Below are 15,475 nucleotides of genomic sequence, written 5' to 3'. Positions count from 1 at the left end.
GCTTGATGCGCCGCGTCCCTCACCCATTAGCCTCAAAGGAATCGAACGATGTCGTCTCCGGCCAATTCAAGCGCTCAACTCGCGGACAACGCGTTCGCGCGCTATCCGAGTCTGGTTGATCACACGGTGTTGATCACGGGCGGCGCGACCGGCATCGGCGCGTCGTTCGTCGAGCACTTCGCGGCGCAAGGCGCGCGCGTCGCGTTCTTCGATATCGACGCGAGCGCCGGGGAAGCGCTCGCCGACCAGCTCGGCGATGCGAAGCACAAGCCGTTGTTCCTGCACTGCGACCTGACCGATATCGACGCGCTGCAAAAAGCGATCGCCGACGTGAAGGCCGCGCTCGGGCCGATTCAGGTGCTGGTGAATAACGCGGCCAACGACAAGCGCCACACGATCGGCGAAGTGACGCGCGAGTCGTTCGACGCAGGCATCGCCGTGAATATCCGTCACCAGTTCTTCGCCGCGCAGGCGGTGATGGAAGACATGAAGGCGGCTCATAGCGGCTCGATCATCAATCTCGGCTCCATCAGCTGGATGTTGAAAAGCGGCGGCTTCCCGGTGTACACGATGTCGAAATCGGCGGTGCAGGGTTTGACGCGGGGACTTGCGCGCGACCTCGGGCATTTCAACATTCGCGTCAATACACTGGTGCCGGGCTGGGTGATGACGGACAAGCAGAAGCGTCTGTGGCTCGATGACAACGGGCGTCGGCAGATCAAGGAAGGGCAGTGCATCGACGCCGAGCTGCAAGCGGCCGACCTCGCGCGCATGGCGCTATTTCTCGCCGCCGACGACAGCCGCATGATCACCGCGCAGGACATCGTCGTGGACGGAGGCTGGGCGTGAGCGCGGGCGCGCCGAGCGTCACGTCGCGGCGGGCGGCCTTGCTGCTCGACACGAAATGCACGCTCGGAGAAGCGGCCACGTGGTGCGCGAAGACCGGCCGCCTGTACTGGACGGATATCGAAGGCGCGCGTTTGTGGCGCTACGATCCGAGCGACGGCCGCAGCACGTTCTGGCGCATGCCCGAGCGCCTCGCGACCTTCGCGCTGTGCGCGGATCCGCATTACCTGCTGCTCGGCCTCGCCACCCATCTGGCGTTTTTCGATCTGGCGACCGGCGAGACCCGGCGCATCGTCGATATCGAACCGGATCTGACGACGCGCGTGAACGACGGCCGCTGCGACCGCCAGGGGCGCTTCGTGTTCGGCACGAAAGACGAAAGCACGCCGGCACGACCGGTCGGCGGCTTTTACCGGCTCAATACCGACCTCTCGCTGGAGCGGCTGCCGTTGCCTGCCCCGGCGATCTCCAACAGTATCGCGTTCAGCCCCGACGGCGCGACGATGTACTACTGCGATTCGTTGATCCCCGAGATTCGCGCGTGCGACTATCGTGCGGACGGCAGCGTCGCCCGCGACCGCCAGTTTACGCAGGTCACGGGCGTGGGCGTGGAGCCGGACGGCTCGACCGTCGACCGCGACGGCGGCCTGTGGAACGCGCAATGGAACGGTGCGCGGGTGGTGCGCTACGGTCCCGACGGCGTGGAAACGGACCGCATCGAGGTACCGACCGTTCAGACCACTTGCGTCGCGCTGGGCGGGCCCCGGCTCGGCACGCTGTACGTCACGAGCGCGCGCATCGGACTCGACGCCGCGGCCCTCGCAAACGATACTCGGGCTGGCGGAGTGTTCGTCGCGGTGCCGGGACGGCGCGGGTTGCCCGAAGCGGAGTTTTTGGGCACGCCCGCGTAGGCGCACAATGATGCAGCCCGCTCGCGAGCCTGCGGTTGCGGCTCGTCAACGCAGTGACTTCGAAAGGGAATCAGAAGCTGGTGTTGCAGTTCTGGTGGCAGCAGATCGGCAGCAGATCGGCAGTAAGCAGTTCGCACCCTGAGGCGATCGCTTAAAAAATCGCCCAACAGTATCCGTCAACAATGACGGCAACGTCTCACGCCTCTCGATGGAGCCAGATATGACTGTTGCGAATCCCGTTTCCGCTTCTGCTTCAACTGTCCAGAGCCGGCGCGCGCGGCTAGCCGCGGCGGCTAATCCGGTGCTGGCCGGGCCGAGCACGTCGGCGGTGGCGGTCGGCGAGAGGAGTGCCGGCGATGTCGCGTGTATCACGCTTGCCAACGCGCATTTACGGTTGGACGTGGCGCCGACGCTTGGCGGCGGCGTCACCCGTTTCGATTGGCGCGGCGACGGCGCGCTCACGCCGATCTTCCGGCGCTGCCGGCATGTCGGCCCCGACACGCAGCCGAACCAGCTTGCCTGCTATTCGCTGTTGCCGTATTCCAACCGGATCGGCGGCGGTGGTTTCAAGGTGGCGGGGCGCCGCGTCGAGGTGCCGCGCAATCGCGCCGACGAACCGTTGCCGATTCACGGCGACGGCTGGCTGTCAGCGTGGCGGGTGGCCGACTCGGACGGCGCAAACGTGCGCCTGACGCTGGATCGCGAGGACGGCAAGCCGTATGCGTTCCGCGCGACGCAAACCTATACGCTGGACGGCCCGACACTCGTCGTCGCGCTGGAGATCGAGAACGCGGGGCGCGAAGCGCTGCCGTTCGGACTGGGCGTGCATCCCTTCTTCGTGCGCGACGCGGATACGGAACTGTCGGCGGCGGCGGGCGGTCTGTGGCTGTCCGGCGATGACTGGCTGCCGGTGCGCCACGTGCCGGCGCCGCCCGCGTGGCAATTCGGCGTCGCGTATCCGTTGCCCGCGACCATCGTCAATCACGCGTTCACCGGCTGGAGCGGGCAGGCGGCGGTGGTTTGGCCGAAGCGCGGCCTGTCGCTCGGCATCGCGGCCGACACCGACTACTACGTGCTGTACACGCCGCCCGGCGAAAACTTCTTCTGCTTCGAGCCGGTCGATCATCCGATCAACGCGATGAATCTGGCCGGCGGCGCCTGTGAAAACGGCATGACCCTGCTGCCACGCGGCGAGCGGCTTACGCGCACGTTCCGCTTCACGGTGGAGCGCACCGGTTTGCGTTCGATGCCTGGCGCGCGCGGATCGCGGCGGCCGTAGCAGCGCGCGGTGGCGGGCAGCGGGCGCGGCGCGGCACAATGCGGGCGCGCCGCTCCTTTGACCTGAGGGCAGCCGTGCAGGTCGCTGCCGTCCCCGCTCGGCCCGCGACCCGCTGCCCAGGACAGGTAAAATACGCGCCTCTTCCGTTTTACGGCTCGCCGCGACACCCACCATGTCCCATTTCATCCAGACACTCAACGACGCCTGGCAGCGCAGCAACTCGCTGCTGTGCGTCGGCCTCGACCCCGAGCCCAGCAAGTTCCCGGGCGCGCTCGCCGGCCGGTCCGACGCGATTTTCGACTTCTGCCGCACCATCGTCGATGCAACCGCGCCGTACGCGTCGTCCTTCAAACCGCAGATCGCCTACTTTGCCGCGCATCGCGCAGAAGATCAGCTCGAACAGCTGATCGGTCACATTCATGCGAACCATCCGGGCCTGCCGGTGATTCTGGACGCGAAGCGCGGCGACATCGGCAGCACTGCCGAACAATACGCACGCGAGGCGTTCGAGCGTTACCGGGCGGACGCGGTGACGGTCAATCCGTACATGGGCTTCGACTCGATAGAGCCGTATCTGGAGCACGAAGGCAAAGGCGTGATCGTGCTGTGCCGCACGTCGAATCCGGGCGGCTCCGATCTGCAATTCCTGGACACCGGCGGCCGTCCGCTGTACCAGGTCGTCGCGCAACTGGCCGCTGACAAGTGGAACGCGAGCGGACAGCTGGCCCTGGTGGTCGGCGCGACGTTTCCGAAGGAGATCGAAGTGGTGCGCGGGATCGTCGGCGAAATGCCGTTGCTGATTCCGGGCATCGGCGCGCAAGGCGGCGACGTGGAGGCGACCGTCAATGCCGGACGTACCGCGAACGGCACGGGCATGCTGATCAACTCGTCGCGCGCGATCATCTATGCGGGCAAAGGCGACGATTTCGAACAAGCCGCAGCGAAAGCCGCGATAGAAACGCGCGACCGGATCAACGCGTTTCGGTGATTCGAGGTTTGCGTTGTGAAGCTGGCTCCGTGCAGGATAAGCCAGCTTTTGAGCGGGGTCGGTTCGGGGCGGTTTGATGAGTGGGTTCGGAAAGCTCGAGGACGCCGCGCCTGCGGGGGTTCTGCTCAAACCGCGAGCCCGGCAGCAGCAAAAAAAGCGATGCAACGAAGCGATCTAAGCCGCCGGCCCTAGCCTCGCAACCATCTCCGCGTGCTGCGAATACGCGGCCTTCAACGCGTCGACATCCGCCAGTTCGAACTCGCTGAATTCGAATCCGGGCGCGACGGTGCAGCCCACCAGCGCAAACGTCGCCGGATCGGCGCATTCCGCCGCGAACCACAAACCCGCCGGCACCACCGCCTGAAACACCGCATCGGGATGCGCGAGCGTATTGCCCAGCTTGTGCGTGAGCAGTGCGCCGTCTTCATCGAGCACGTGGACGAGCAACGGCTCGCCCGCGTAGAAGTGCCAGACTTCGTCGGAGCGGATTCGATGCCATGCCGAATGTGCGCCGTCGCATAGCAGGTAGTAAATGGCGGTTGACGCCGAGCGATGTGCTGAGCCGTCGTCGCGAATCACGCGTTGCACCGACCGATACGTCTCGCAAAAAAATCCGCCTTCGGGGTGCGGCTTCAGATCGAAGCGGCGAATCAGTCCGTCTTTGGCTGCACGCGAATCCTGCATCGTTTCCGCCTGTTCAAACGAGGATCAATGTTCGCGCTCGTCGAGGAGCGCCAGCACGCCGCGCAACGCGTGCGCGGCGGCCTGCACGCGGATCTGCTCACGGTCGCCTTTGAAAATCTTCGTTTCGACCGACGTATGCAGCCGGTTGCTCCAGCCGAACGACACCATTCCGACCGGCTTGGTCTCGGTGCCGCCCCCCGGTCCGGCGATGCCGGTGATGGATACCGATACCTGTGCGCGGCTGTTACGCAACGCGCCTTCAGCCATCGCACGGGCGACCGGTTCGCTGACCGCGCCATGCTTGTCGATCAGATCGGCGGGCACGCCGATCATCTCGCTCTTCGCCTGATTCGAATAGGTGACGAAGCCGCGCTCGAACCAGCCGCTGCTGCCGGAGATGTCGGTGATCGCGGTCGCCACCATGCCACCCGTGCAGGACTCCGCGGTGACGAGCATCAGGCGCTCGTCGCGCAAGCGGTTGCTCACGCGAATCGCGAGCTGGTGAACGACGGAGTCGGTAGGCATGGCGTCAATCCGGAAAACGGGTGCCGGCGGCAAGGCGCGGCGTGAGCGGCGATTGCCGGCTGCGGTCAGACCGACATGCGCCACAGCGCGATGACGAGCAACGTGAAAAAGGCGGCGACGAGGTCGTCGAACATGATGCCGAAGCCGCCTTTCAGACGGCGGTCGAAATAGCCGATGGGCGGCGGCTTCACCATGTCGAAAAAGCGGAACACGATGAAGGCCCAAAACTGGCCGGTCAGCGTGACTGGCGTGACCATCAGCAGCACCAGCCAGAACGCGACGATCTCATCCCACACGACCGGCGACGGGTCGTCGATGCCGAGCCGCCTCGCGGTGAAACCGCAGATCGCGATGCCGGCGATGAAGCCGGCGCCGACCAGCACGCCCCATTCGATCACGCTCAGATAGCGGTTCAGCACGGCGAACGACGCCCACGCGAACAGCGTACCCATCGTGCCCGGCGCAACCGGCGACAAGCCGCTGCCAAACCCGAGCGACAGCAGGTGCAGCGGGTGCGACAGCATGAAACGCGCGCTGGCGCGACGCGGCCGAGGCCGTGGCGGGCGCGGCCCCGGCGCGTTGGGCGGCTCGCTGTCGAGGAGATTGTTCGCGGGGCCGAGCGAGGGATCAGTCTGCATGGAAATGGTCGAAGCCTTGCAACGTCAGAGTGAGCGGCGCGCCGGCGGCGTTGCGCCAGTCGATGGCCGGGCGATCGTCCGCCGTCTGGAGAGCGCTTATTGTACCGATGCGTGTGACCGGCACGGCCACCGCGCGGCCGGCTGATTCCACCGCGGTGCGCGCCGTGGCCGGCGCGGTGAAGCAGAGTTCGTAGTCGTCGCCGCCTGCCAACGTGCAACGCTGCTGGACGGCTGGCGCGAGGCGGCGCAATGCGGCGGAGCGCGGCACGGCGTCGACATCGACGGTGGCGCGTACGCGCGAGCGCTCGAGGATGTGCAGCAGATCGCCGGCCAGGCCGTCCGACAGGTCGAGCGCCGCATGCGCGAGGCCGCGCAGCGCGAGCCCGAGCGGCACGCGCGGCTCGGGCCGTTCGAGCGCGCGGCGAAACCGCGCAGCGTCGCTGGCATCGGCGGACCACTCGCCGCGATGTATGCCCAGACCGGCGCGCGCGTCGCCGAGCGTGCCGGAGACCCAGATGTCGTCGCCGGGCTGGGCCGCGTCGCGGCGCAGCGCCGCTCGCGGCGGCACGCTGCCGAACACGGTGACGCACAGATTCAGCGGCCCGCCCGTCGTATCGCCGCCGATCAGCTCGCAGCCGTAGCGCCCGGCGAGCGCGAAGAGTCCTTCGCTGAAGGCGGTAAGCCATGCTTCATCCGCTCTTGGCAACGCGAACGCCAGCGTGAACGCCTGGGGTTGCGCGCCCATCGCGGCAAGGTCCGAAAGATTCACCGCGAGCGTCTTGTGACCCAGCGCCTCGGGATCGACGTCGGCGAGGAAATGGCGGCCTTCCACGAGCATGTCCGTCGATATGGCCAGCATTTCGCCCGGGCGCGGCGCGAGCAGCGCGCAGTCGTCGCCGATGCCGAGCGACTCGCCGGCGGCGTCGGGCGTCCGAGCGGCGGCGCGGCGGGCAAAGAAGCGGTCGATCAGCGAAAACTCAGAGAGCATGGTAGCCAAGGGTGAACGGATACTGCTTGGACGCGGTGGACGGCGCGCATTGTACAAAGTGCCAGCGGAATGCGTGCGCCAGTCTCGAGCGATTCGCGCGCATATGACTCACGATTCCGGTGCTGGCCCGCGCGGCGCGAAGCATGCCACGCCGGACTTTCGCTGTGTTTAAGTCGCGGCAGTTGTACCCGTTTTGAAGGTATCTCGTAGGCAATTGGGGCTACAATGCCGTCGAACGCCTATATTCTAATCCGCCCTCCAAGCCCGCCCTATGTCGAATCCCGTCAATAGCAAACTCCGTGAAGCCGCACTCGATTATCACGAGTTCCCGACCCCGGGAAAGCTGGCCGTCACCCCGACCAAGCAGATGATCAACCAGCGCGACCTCGCGCTGGCGTATTCGCCGGGCGTCGCGTTCGCGTGCGAGGAAATCGTCGAGAATCCGATGAACGCCGCGCGTTTCACCGCGCGCAGCAACCTGGTCGGCGTCGTCACCAACGGCACGGCGGTGCTCGGCCTGGGCAACATCGGGCCGCTCGCGTCGAAGCCAGTGATGGAAGGCAAGGCCGTCCTGTTCAAGAAGTTTGCCGGCATCGACGTGTTCGACATCGAGCTCAACGAGTCCGACCCGCACAAACTGGTCGAGGTGATTGCGGCACTCGAACCGACCTTCGGCGGTATCAACCTGGAAGACATCAAGGCGCCGGACTGCTTCATCGTCGAACGCGAATGCCGCAAGCGCATGAAGATTCCGGTCTTTCACGACGACCAGCACGGCACGGCCATCGTGGTCGCGGCGGCAATCACCAATGGTCTGAAGGTGGTCGGCAAGGACATCAAGTCGGTCAAGCTGGTCGCCTCCGGCGCGGGCGCCGCGGCGCTCGCCTGTCTGGACCTGCTGGTCGATCTCGGCTTGCCGCTCGAAAACATCCTGGTCACGGACCTCGCCGGTGTGGTCTACAAGGGCCGCGTCGAACTGATGGACCCGGACAAGGAGCGCTTCGCGCGTGAAACCGGCGCCCGCACGCTCGCCGAAGCAATCGGCGGGGCGGACGTGTTCCTGGGTCTTTCGGCGGGCGGCGTGCTCAAGCAGGACATGGTCAAGCAGATGGCGGACAAACCGCTGATTCTCGCGCTCGCCAATCCGACGCCGGAAATCCTGCCGGAACTGGCGCTCGAAGTGCGCCCGGATGCCGTGCTGTGCACGGGCCGCACCGACTATCCGAACCAGGTGAACAACGTGCTGGTGTTCCCGTTCCTGTTCCGCGGCGCGCTCGATGCGGGCGCGACGACAGTCACGCGGGAAATGGAAATCGCCGCGGTCAATGCGATCGCGGAACTGGCGCGTCAGGAGCAGAGCGACATCGTCGCGACCGCGTATGGCATCCAGGATCTGTCGTTCGGCCCGGAATATCTGATTCCGAAGCCGTTCGATCCGCGTCTGATCGTCAAGGTCGCGCCCGCGGTGGCGAAGGCCGCGATGGATTCAGGTGTCGCCGAGCGTCCGATCGAGGACATGGAAGCGTACCAGCAGCATCTGCAGCAGTTCGTGTATCACAGCGGCACGACCATGAAGCCGATTTTCCAGTTGGCGCGCGGCGTCGAGCCGGAGAAGAAGCGAATCGTGTTCGCGGAAGGCGAGGAAGAGCGCGTGTTGCGCGCAATCCAGATCGTCGTCGATGAAAAGCTGGCAAAGCCGATCCTGATCGGGCGCCCGGCGGTCATCGAGCAGCGCATTGCGCGCTACGGTCTGCGTCTGACCGCGGGGCAGGACTACACGGTCGTCAACACCGACCATGACGAGCGTTACCGCGATTTCTGGCAGGAATACGCAAAGATGATGTCGCGCAAGGGCATCACGCCGCAGATGGCGAAGCTCGAAATGCGCCGCCGCACCACGCTGATCGGCGCCATGCTGGTGAAGAAGGGCGAGGCGGACGGCATGATCTGCGGCACGATCAGCACGACGCACCGGCACCTGCACTTTATCGACCAGGTCATCGGCAAGCGCGAAGGCTGCGCGGTGTACGCCGCAATGAACGCGCTGGTGCTGCCGAACCGGCAGATTTTCCTGGTCGACACGCATGTGAACGTCGATCCCACGCCCGAGCAGCTGGCCGAGATCACCATCATGGCCGCCGAGGAAGTGCGCCGTTTCGGTATCGAGCCGAAGGTCGCGCTGGTGTCGCATTCCAACTTCGGTTCGAGCAACGCGCCGACCGCGCAGAAGATGCGCGACACGCTGGAGATTCTGCGCCAACGCGCGCCGCAACTGGAGGTGGACGGCGAAATGCACGGCGACGTTGCGCTCGACGCGAACCTGCGCCGCGAAGTGCTGCCCGATTCCACGCTGGAAGGCGACGCGAACCTGCTGGTGCTGCCGAACATCGACGCGGCCAACATCTCATACAACCTGCTGAAGACCGCGGCGGGCAACAACATCGCGATCGGCCCGATGTTGCTCGGCGCGGCGCAGCCGGTGCATGTGCTGACGTCTTCGGCAACGGTGCGCCGCATCGTCAACATGACCGCGCTGCTGGTGGCGGACGTGATCGCCGCCCGCTGATTGCCGGCCGGATCAGGCATGGGGCCGGCCGCTCGCGTGCCATGAAAAAAAGGCGTGCCCGCAACGGGCACGCCTGTGGGTAAAGCAGGGGATTGCCACCCTAAATATGGCTACTGACACAATTCACCTTCAAAGACTGTATGCCACGGCTCAGGCCGTGACGAACGAAGGGGCGTGTCGACCGCTTCCAGCCCGGCCTGCATCGCCCGTTGATTCGCACAGTCGCGCTAACTATAGCCCGATCAAGCTAAAGATTCTGTGAAAAGTCGTCAAAGCCCCGGCTGGTGCCTTGTGCGCACCTTCCGGCAGCGTTCGGCGGCCCGGTGAACGTTGATTCAAAAGGCCATTAGCGATACCCTTACGTCTTTCATAGTCGTCAAACGCGTGGGTCAACAGCGGGAAATTCGATACATGGCACGCAAGTGGCTGCAGATCAAAGGCGTGCTGATCGGTGCTTTTGCGCTGGGCTCGTTGTTCAGCTGCGGGCCTGGCGCTTTCGCACGCGACTACCCGGCGCCGGCCGAAACCGGCGCACAGGTCCAAGGCACCGTTGCGTTGGCGCAGCTGCCGCGCGAAGCGGTCAACACATTGAACTTGATTGCGGCCGGCGGGCCTTACCCGTATGAAAAGGACGGCATCGTATTCGGCAATCGCGAACGGCTGCTGCCGGCCCATCGGCGCGGCTACTACCACGAATACACCGTTCCAACGCCGCGTGCACACAATCGCGGGGCGCGTCGCATCGTCTGCGGCGGTCCGCTAAAGCGAACCGACAATTGCTACTACTCGGACGATCACTACACCAGTTTTAATCGTATTGTTGAATGACATCGGGATGAACGGCATGAGCGACAACATCTACGCGCACGACACCGGAGTCGCGACGGATCTTTTCGCGGCCGGCGACGGCAATTTGTTCCAACGCGTCATGAAGATGCGCGCCGGCGATCAGGGCCGCGACAAGCAGGGCGACGCTGGCACGGTGGTTTCATCGAACGAGGAGCCCATGAGCCTTTTCAAGACCGTACGACCGAACATCGTACAGTCGATCCGCGCGTTCCGCGTGCAGGATCTCGCTGACGAGGCCAGCCAGCTCGGCCAGCATTTTCTGTATGCGTACTGCGCGAACGCGCTGTCCAAACAGGAAGTGCTGGAGACCATCGCGACGTCGTTTCTGTTCCCCAAGCACTTCGGCAAGAACTACGACGCGCTGTACGATTGCCTGACCGACCTCGTCCACAAGGCCGGTGCGCAGCCGGGCTTCGTGATCGTGCTCGAGCAGTTGCCGGTGGCGCAGAAGTTCGACAAGGAAGGGCGCGAGACGCTGCTGGACGTGTTTCGCGAAGCGGCCGAGTTTTGGGCCGAGCGCAAGGTGGCCTTCCGGGTGTTTTATTCGTTCGCCTGAATTTCGCCGGTGTAAGCACAGCTTGTCACAGGTTGTCGCAGGAACAGAAAAGAGCAAGGCCCGCCAGTCGGCGGGCCTTTGCTTTTGGTGTCCGCACCGGCCTGCGGCCAAGGCGCAGGGGACGCGCGTTAGCCGGTTGTTACCAGCCACCCCAGCGAGCAGCCAGCGCCGCCAGCACCGCGATGCCCGCAGTCTCCGTGCGCAGCACGCGGGGTCCGAGACCGACGGCGGTGAAGCCGTAGTCGGTGGCCGCCGCTTCCTCCGCCGCCGAAAAGCCGCCTTCCGGGCCGACCAGCATGGTCACGCGGCCTTGCGGCGGCGTCGCGGGCAGCGCCGAAAAATGGATGCTGGCGCGCGGCGACAGCAGGAAGCGCAATTCGCCCTCGCCGGCCTCGCGCGGCAGCGCGCCGAGCCAGGTGGCGATCTCGCGCACCGGCATCACTTCCGGCAGCCGATTGCGCCCGCATTGCTCGCACGAGGCGCGCACGATTCCTTGCCAGTGCGCATGCCGCCGCTGCGCGCGCTCGCCGGCAAGACGCACGACGCTGCGCGTGGTGGTCAGCGGCACGAAGCACGACGCGCCCAGTTCGACCGCTTTTTCGATTAGCCAGTCCATTTTGTCGCCGCCTGCAATGCCTTGGGCCAGCGTAAGCCGATACGGCGCCTCGACTTCGATTGGACGGAATTCGCGAATGCGCACCTGCACCGAGCGGCGTTCGACCTCGACGAGCTCGGCGCTGTATTCGCCGCCCTCGCCGTTGAAAAGCACGATCGAATCGCCGGGCTGCAAGCGCAGCACAAGGATGTGGCGCACGACGTCATCGGGAAGCGGCATGATGTCGTCGGAGCGGAGCGGGGTACCGACGAAGAAGCGAGGCATCAAAAAAATACTCATTGGCTCAGGAAAGTTGGCGAGCGAGCGCCCAACGGTAGCCGTCCAGATCTTCGACCTGGGCGAACCGGTCGCCCCAGAATTGATCCTGGGGCTCGCTCAGCGATTTGGCGCCGGCAAGCAGTGCCCGCGCATAAACCGCGTCGACATCGTCGACATAGACATAGAACGATTGCGGGGCGATGGCGCCCGCGCTTTTCGGTGTTTTTGCAGCCGATCCGAAGGCGCCTTCCGGCGCGAACATCAGGATCAGCTGCTCTTGATAGGTCATCTCGACATGCATGACGACGCCGTCGTCCTCGACGCTGTCGCGGACTTCGAAGCCGAAGGCCGCGGTAAAAAACGCCGTAGAAGCACGCGCGTCGCGCACCGTCAGATAGGGGGTCAACCAGGGCACACCGGCTGGGCGGGAGGCGGTCATGGGTTTCTCCGGATCATGATGGTTGGCGGAACGCATGCGACGGGACGAGGCCGCCGCTCGCGTATCGACATGCGGATAGCGTGGTCCGACCCAACCGTAAATTGTGCCCGCACGTTAGCTTGATGGCTCTAAGACTTGACTTAGTTTAACGTCCACGGACCGCGACACCGAAAACAGTGCGCCGTGCGTGGCCGGATCGTAGTGCTTAAGCGAATCGATCCGGCGCGCGGCGAGGCGTTCCGCGAGCGCGTCGGGGCTGAGCGCGGCGGGGTCCAGCGTGTCGCTCGCGGTCGCCATCATCCACAGTGAACCGTAGAGCGGTACGAAGGTGCTCATTGGGCTCACCACGGCGAACGCGGCGCGCAGATCGCCGAGCAGGCCGGCCACCCGGCGCGCGTGGAAATAAGGTGAGCCGAGATGCACCGAGAGCGCCGCGCACGCGCTCATCGTGCGCTTGAGCTGTTCGTAGAAGGCGCGCGTGTACAGGCCGGCGGCGGGTGAATCGGGCGGCGTCAGATCGAAGACGACGAGGTCGAATTGCGCTGGCGCGCTTGCCGCGACATAGTTCGCGGCGTCGCCGATCACCAGTTCGACGCGCGGATCGTCGAACGCGCGGTCTTGCACGTCGGGCAAGTGCTCGCGCGTCAGGCGCACCACCTCCGCATCCAGCTCCGCGACCACGATCCGCTCGATACCCGGATGCCGCAGCAGTTGCCGCGCGGCCCCGCCATCGCCGCCGCCCAGCACCAGCGCCGCGCGCGGCGACGGATGCGCGAGCGCCGCCGGATGGACCATGCACTCGTGATAGATGAACTCGTCGCCCGTGGACGTCATCGGGCGGCCGTCGAGCGTAAAAAGCCGGCCGAGCTGCGGCGTATCCCACACCTCGATGCGCTGATACGGGGAATCGACACGCGCGAGGCGCCGCGCGCGTGCGAAGCCGTACACGGCGTCGGGACTCGGGTGGAACAGCAGCGGAGTATTCACGGCTGGCGGGCTCGGTTCGGAGCCAGGTCGATACGGTTGCGCCATTGTAAAGCGCGCCGCGCGTCGCGGCCCCAGCTGTGCGCCGGAGCGCACGTCCAAGCGGCGTTCCCGGGCCGGACGCGGGGCAACGATCTGTTAGAATGGGTCGCTTTCAGCCTTGTCCGTTTGCTCTGCCCGTTTCGCGTCTAGAGGCACCGCACCGTGCGTCGAGCGAACTGGCCGCCGAGCTCCCGGTCCTCGAGCGCGCACCGCTTTCTGACTCTGTCTCCGGACTCGACATGACGACCTCGTCTCCCGCACCCACCTCACTGATGGCCAACGCAATCCGCGCGTTGTCCATGGACGCCGTTCAAAAAGCGAATTCCGGACACCCCGGCATGCCGATGGGCATGGCCGAAATCGGCGTGGCTTTGTGGTCGCGCCATCTGCGCCACAACCCGAAGAACCCGCAATGGGCCGATCGCGACCGTTTCGTGCTGTCGAACGGCCACGGCTCCATGCTGCTGTACTCGCTGCTGCATCTGACTGGCTACGACCTGCCGATGGAAGAGCTGAAGAACTTCCGCCAGATGCACTCGAAGACGCCGGGTCACCCCGAATACGGCATTACGCCGGGCGTCGAAACCACCACGGGCCCGCTGGGCCAAGGTCTGGCGAATGCGGTCGGCATGGCGCTCGCCGAATCTCTGCTCGCTACCGAATTCAACAAGCCCGACGCGAAGATCGTCGACCACCATACCTACGTATTCGTCGGCGATGGCTGCCTGATGGAAGGCATCTCGCACGAAGCGTGTTCGCTGGCGGGCGTGCTCAAGCTGAACAAGCTGATCGCGTTCTACGACGACAACGGCATCTCGATCGACGGCGAAGTGGTGCACTGGTTCCACGACGACACGCCCAAGCGCTTCGAGGCATACGGCTGGAACGTGATCCCGAACGTGGTCGGCCACAACGTCGACGCAGTGGATGCGGCGATCAGGCAGGCCAAGCTGTCCGACAAGCCGACGCTGATCTGCTGCAAAACCGTGATCGGCGAAGGCTCGCCGAACAAGGCAGGCAGCCATGATTCGCACGGCGCGGCGCTCGGCGACAAAGAAGTCGCGGCCACGCGCGAAGCGATCGGCTGGAAGTGGGAGCCGTTCGTGATCCCCCAGGAAGTCTACGCGGCATGGGACGCGAAGGAATCCGGCGCGCGCATCGAATCCGACTGGAACAAGGCGTTTGCGGCGTACGCGGCCAAGTACCCGCAGGAAGCGGCGGAATTCAAACGCCGTAGCGCGAAGGAGCTGCCGGCCGACTGGAAGCAAAAGGCGCAGGCGATCATCGCCGGCGCGAACGAGCGCGCGGAAACCATCGCCACGCGCAAGGCGTCACAGCAAGCCATCGAAGGCCTGTCGACCGTGCTGCCCGAACTGCTTGGCGGCTCCGCCGACCTGACCGGCTCGAACCTGACCAACTGGAAGGCCGCCAAACCGGTGCGCGTGAACGCCGAAGGCCAGGCCGCCGGCAACTACGTGAACTACGGCGTGCGTGAATTCGGCATGAGCGCCGCGATCAACGGCGTCGCGCTGCACGGCGGCTTCAAGGCGTTCGGCGGCACCTTCCTGACGTTCTCCGACTACAGCCGCAACGCGCTGCGCGTCGCCGCGCTGATGAAGGCGCCGTCGATCTTCGTGTTCACGCACGACTCGATCGGCCTGGGTGAAGACGGCCCGACCCACCAGTCGATCGAACACATCGCTAGCCTGCGTCTGATTCCGAACCTGCAAGTGTGGCGTCCGGCCGATACCGTCGAGACAGCGGTAGCCTGGACCCACGCGGTCGAACAGCACGGCCCGTCATGCCTGATCTTCAGCCGCCAGAACCTCGCGTTTTCGGAGCGCACCGACGCGCAGATCGCCAACATTGAAAAGGGCGGCTACGTGCTGCGCGACTGGAACGACGAGATCGTCGCGCGCAAGATCATCCTCATCGCCACCGGCTCGGAAGTCGAGCTGGCGCTGAACGCGATCGAACCGCTTGCGCGCGAAGGCATTGCGGCCCGCGTCGTATCGATGCCGTCGACCACGGTGTTCGACAAGCAGGACGCCGCGTACCGCGAACGGGTGTTGCCGCACGGCGTGCGCCGCGTCGCGGTGGAAGCGGGCGTGACGGATTTCTGGCGCAAATACGTGGGCCTGGAAGGCGGCGTGGTCGGCATCGACACGTTCGGCGAATCAGCCCCGGCTGGCGTCCTGTTCAAGCATTTCGGCTTTACCGTCGAGCATGTGGTCAAGACGGCGAAAGCCGCTCTCGGCTGATCGCAGCGAAACGTTGCCGCTCGCTTGAGAATGTGCGGCAACACC

At 65.3% G+C, this 15,475-nt stretch carries 15 protein-coding genes; 8 read left to right on the top strand and 7 right to left on the bottom strand.

The window, feature by feature from the left end:
• The first annotated feature begins 48 nt into the window (after positions 1 to 48).
• The 4 genes from ABQJ48_RS11840 (at position 49) to pyrF (ending at position 4,024) form a co-directional block, all read left to right on the top strand.
• Positions 49 to 849, top strand: coding sequence for an SDR family NAD(P)-dependent oxidoreductase (locus tag ABQJ48_RS11840; RefSeq protein ID WP_367838203.1), 801 nt, complete (start codon positions 49 to 51; stop codon positions 847 to 849).
• Positions 846 to 1,757 carry an SMP-30/gluconolactonase/LRE family protein gene (locus tag ABQJ48_RS11835; RefSeq protein WP_367838202.1) on the top strand — a complete coding sequence of 304 codons (912 nt, stop codon included), beginning with the start codon at positions 846 to 848 and terminating at the stop codon, positions 1,755 to 1,757. The genes ABQJ48_RS11840 and ABQJ48_RS11835 overlap by 4 nt, the downstream gene beginning before the upstream one ends.
• A 220-nt stretch (positions 1,758 to 1,977) precedes the next feature.
• The gene (locus ABQJ48_RS11830) at positions 1,978 to 3,036 is read left to right on the top strand and encodes an aldose 1-epimerase (RefSeq protein WP_367838201.1); all 1,059 of its coding nucleotides are present in this window, start codon (positions 1,978 to 1,980) and stop codon (positions 3,034 to 3,036) included.
• A 172-nt stretch (positions 3,037 to 3,208) separates the two neighbouring features.
• Positions 3,209 to 4,024, top strand: coding sequence for an orotidine-5'-phosphate decarboxylase (gene pyrF / locus ABQJ48_RS11825; protein ID WP_367838200.1), 816 nt, complete (start codon positions 3,209 to 3,211; stop codon positions 4,022 to 4,024).
• A gap of 174 nt (positions 4,025 to 4,198) precedes the next feature.
• Here the strand turns inward: pyrF and ABQJ48_RS11820 are convergent, their stop codons facing one another.
• The 4 genes from ABQJ48_RS11820 to thiL form a co-directional block, all read right to left on the bottom strand.
• The gene (locus ABQJ48_RS11820) at positions 4,199 to 4,708 is read right to left on the bottom strand and encodes a cupin domain-containing protein (RefSeq protein ID WP_367838199.1); all 510 of its coding nucleotides are present in this window, start codon (positions 4,706 to 4,708) and stop codon (positions 4,199 to 4,201) included.
• 24 nt (positions 4,709 to 4,732) lie between these two features.
• On the bottom strand, positions 4,733 to 5,233 hold the full coding sequence (locus tag ABQJ48_RS11815) for a CinA family protein (RefSeq protein WP_367838198.1): 501 nt from the start codon (positions 5,231 to 5,233) through the stop codon (positions 4,733 to 4,735).
• 65 nt (positions 5,234 to 5,298) lie between these two features.
• Positions 5,299 to 5,871, bottom strand: coding sequence for a phosphatidylglycerophosphatase A family protein (locus ABQJ48_RS11810; protein ID WP_367838197.1), 573 nt, complete (start codon positions 5,869 to 5,871; stop codon positions 5,299 to 5,301).
• A complete protein-coding gene (thiL, locus tag ABQJ48_RS11805; protein WP_367838277.1) occupies positions 5,861 to 6,859 on the bottom strand; it encodes a thiamine-phosphate kinase in 999 nt (332 codons plus the stop codon). Before thiL ends, ABQJ48_RS11810 begins: the two co-directional genes overlap by 11 nt.
• 271 nt (positions 6,860 to 7,130) lie before the next feature.
• On the opposite strand from thiL, the gene ABQJ48_RS11800 reads away from it, so the two are divergent.
• The 3 genes from ABQJ48_RS11800 to ABQJ48_RS11790 all read left to right on the top strand — a co-directional run bounded on the left by ABQJ48_RS11800 (position 7,131) and on the right by ABQJ48_RS11790 (position 10,830).
• Positions 7,131 to 9,425: an NADP-dependent malic enzyme gene (locus ABQJ48_RS11800; protein ID WP_367838196.1), complete on the top strand. Its 2,295-nt coding sequence runs from the start codon at positions 7,131 to 7,133 to the stop codon at positions 9,423 to 9,425.
• 411 nt (positions 9,426 to 9,836) lie between these two features.
• Positions 9,837 to 10,253, top strand: a complete 417-nt coding sequence (locus ABQJ48_RS11795) for a ribonuclease (protein ID WP_367838195.1) — start codon at positions 9,837 to 9,839, stop codon at positions 10,251 to 10,253.
• A 16-nt stretch (positions 10,254 to 10,269) separates the two neighbouring features.
• A complete protein-coding gene (locus ABQJ48_RS11790; protein WP_367838194.1) occupies positions 10,270 to 10,830 on the top strand; it encodes a barstar family protein in 561 nt (186 codons plus the stop codon).
• 139 nt (positions 10,831 to 10,969) lie between these two features.
• Here the strand turns inward: ABQJ48_RS11790 and ABQJ48_RS11785 are convergent, their stop codons facing one another.
• From ABQJ48_RS11785 to speE, 3 genes are all read right to left on the bottom strand, one after another.
• On the bottom strand, positions 10,970 to 11,710 hold the full coding sequence (locus ABQJ48_RS11785) for a 16S rRNA (uracil(1498)-N(3))-methyltransferase (protein WP_367838193.1): 741 nt from the start codon (positions 11,708 to 11,710) through the stop codon (positions 10,970 to 10,972).
• 19 nt (positions 11,711 to 11,729) lie between these two features.
• Positions 11,730 to 12,143, bottom strand: coding sequence for a VOC family protein (locus tag ABQJ48_RS11780; RefSeq protein ID WP_367838192.1), 414 nt, complete (start codon positions 12,141 to 12,143; stop codon positions 11,730 to 11,732).
• Between the two features lie 114 nt (positions 12,144 to 12,257).
• The gene (gene speE / locus ABQJ48_RS11775) at positions 12,258 to 13,130 is read right to left on the bottom strand and encodes a polyamine aminopropyltransferase (RefSeq protein WP_367838191.1); all 873 of its coding nucleotides are present in this window, start codon (positions 13,128 to 13,130) and stop codon (positions 12,258 to 12,260) included.
• Between the two features lie 278 nt (positions 13,131 to 13,408).
• Here speE and tkt point away from each other — a divergent pair, with 278 nt between their 5' ends.
• Positions 13,409 to 15,430, top strand: coding sequence for a transketolase (tkt, locus tag ABQJ48_RS11770; protein ID WP_367838190.1), 2,022 nt, complete (start codon positions 13,409 to 13,411; stop codon positions 15,428 to 15,430).
• Positions 15,431 to 15,475 lie beyond the last annotated feature (45 nt).

The sequence above is a fragment of the Paraburkholderia suaedae genome (assembly GCF_040812055.1).
Lineage (GTDB): Bacteria > Pseudomonadota > Gammaproteobacteria > Burkholderiales > Burkholderiaceae > Paraburkholderia.
Note: the sequence above shows the minus strand (reverse complement) of the source record. Positions and strands in the feature narration are given on the sequence as shown.

Coding starts and splice junctions, on each gene's coding strand:
- ABQJ48_RS11840 (WP_367838203.1), top strand. CDS start 49: ATGTCGTCTCCGGCCAATTCAAGCGCTCAACTCGCGGACAACGCGTTC.
- ABQJ48_RS11830 (WP_367838201.1), top strand. CDS start 1,978: ATGACTGTTGCGAATCCCGTTTCCGCTTCTGCTTCAACTGTCCAGAGC.
- pyrF (WP_367838200.1), top strand. CDS start 3,209: ATGTCCCATTTCATCCAGACACTCAACGACGCCTGGCAGCGCAGCAAC.
- ABQJ48_RS11820 (WP_367838199.1), bottom strand. CDS start 4,708: ATGCAGGATTCGCGTGCAGCCAAAGACGGACTGATTCGCCGCTTCGAT.
- ABQJ48_RS11815 (WP_367838198.1), bottom strand. CDS start 5,233: ATGCCTACCGACTCCGTCGTTCACCAGCTCGCGATTCGCGTGAGCAAC.
- ABQJ48_RS11810 (WP_367838197.1), bottom strand. CDS start 5,871: ATGCAGACTGATCCCTCGCTCGGCCCCGCGAACAATCTCCTCGACAGC.
- thiL (WP_367838277.1), bottom strand. CDS start 6,859: ATGCTCTCTGAGTTTTCGCTGATCGACCGCTTCTTTGCCCGCCGCGCC.
- ABQJ48_RS11800 (WP_367838196.1), top strand. CDS start 7,131: ATGTCGAATCCCGTCAATAGCAAACTCCGTGAAGCCGCACTCGATTAT.
- ABQJ48_RS11795 (WP_367838195.1), top strand. CDS start 9,837: ATGGCACGCAAGTGGCTGCAGATCAAAGGCGTGCTGATCGGTGCTTTT.
- ABQJ48_RS11790 (WP_367838194.1), top strand. CDS start 10,270: ATGAGCGACAACATCTACGCGCACGACACCGGAGTCGCGACGGATCTT.
- ABQJ48_RS11785 (WP_367838193.1), bottom strand. CDS start 11,710: ATGCCTCGCTTCTTCGTCGGTACCCCGCTCCGCTCCGACGACATCATG.
- ABQJ48_RS11780 (WP_367838192.1), bottom strand. CDS start 12,143: ATGACCGCCTCCCGCCCAGCCGGTGTGCCCTGGTTGACCCCCTATCTG.
- tkt (WP_367838190.1), top strand. CDS start 13,409: ATGACGACCTCGTCTCCCGCACCCACCTCACTGATGGCCAACGCAATC.